Raw genomic sequence first — 1,383 nt, forward strand, 5'->3', positions numbered from 1 at the left:
AGCACGAGATGAGCGGCGAGATCGCCAAGGCGCTTGGCATGCAACCTTCGGCAGCGGAAAGCGAACGCATGGCGCGGCCGCCGACCGAAAACCTCGAAGCCTACGACTTCTATCTTCGTGCCGAGCAGACAGCACGGACCGGTCGGCGCGACGGCCTGCGGGAGGCGCTCACGCTCTACGACAAGGCCGAGCAGCTCGACCCCGCTTTTGCAGAAGCCTTCGCGGCGGATGCAAGCACGACGGTGTATATCTGGCGTGAATCGTTCAATGACATCATGCAGAGCGCGCCAGCACGAAAGAGAGCCTATGAGAAGGCGAGCCGAGCTTTGCAACTCGACCCTGACCTTTCGTCGCCCTATGCTATTCTTGGGATCATGCAGGTCGTGGATCGCCGCTACGAGGAAGCCATCGCTTCGGTCGAGCGAGCCGTCGCACTCGGCCCCGGCGATGCTGAGACGCAAATAGCCCTGGGATACGTGCAACTGTTCGCCGGCAGTCATGCTGAGGCTGCCGAAGCGGTCGAGACGGCGCTCAGGCTCGATCCCAACCTTTCACCTGTAAACCGGCAAATTGCCGGTCTGGTCTTTCTAATTCAAGGGAGCAACGACAGGGCGATCGAGGCCCTCGAACGCACCCGCGACGATGCGCCGTCAGTCGGAGATTTCACGATCACGCTTGGTGCCGCCTACGCCCGCGCCGGCCGCCTGCAGGATGCCAGGGCGGCAGTGGCCGAGGGGCTAGGTGCCATGTCCACACCAGGTTTCGATTCATTGTCCGCATACCGACTCAACGGTGCCCAATATCGTAACCCGCAGGATTTGGCTCTCATCGTCGACGCGTTGCAGCAGGCGGGCTTGCCCGAATGGCCGTTCGGTTTCACCGGCGATGAGCACAACCGCTTGAAGGGCAAGGAGATCGCCTCGCTGGTGCTGGGCCATACTCTGCAGGGTCAGCTTGAGCCCGGTCTCCAACCAGCCTTCCTCCAGATCGGGAGCGACGGCAAGGCAGCCTTCCGCTCCACGACGCGGCTGGTCACCGAGACCGTCCGTGTCGATGGCGACTTATTGTGCGAGCTGAGCGAGAATATGTTCGGGCGCCCCGACTGTGGACCCGTCTATAAACGCCGCGACGATGGAGGCGGCGGCTATTCCTTCGTCAACTCAAGCAAGGTGTTTCACTTTACGGTTGTTCAGTAGAAGCACACGCGCGTCATAACGGACGCACACACTCGCGTCCGATGCGGGACTAGAATAGGCTGCGCGAAGCCGCTTGATCGACCAAGGAGGGCGCAGGCAGGTATGGAGCGAAGGCTTACCGCGATCCTTGCTGCCGACGTGGTCGGCTACAGCACGCTCATGGGCGAGGATGAGGTCGGCACGCTCG

Annotated in this window: 1 protein-coding gene; it reads left to right on the plus strand. The window is 62.0% G+C overall.

Annotated features, from left to right (window positions below):
• Positions 1–1,196, plus strand: a 1,196-nt coding sequence (locus NKI35_RS31225; RefSeq protein WP_352742646.1) for a tetratricopeptide repeat protein, incomplete at its 5' end; no start/stop codon positions are given.
• Positions 1,197–1,383 lie beyond the last annotated feature (187 nt).

The organism is Mesorhizobium sp. M0676 (assembly GCF_040320535.1).
GTDB lineage: Bacteria > Pseudomonadota > Alphaproteobacteria > Rhizobiales > Rhizobiaceae > Mesorhizobium.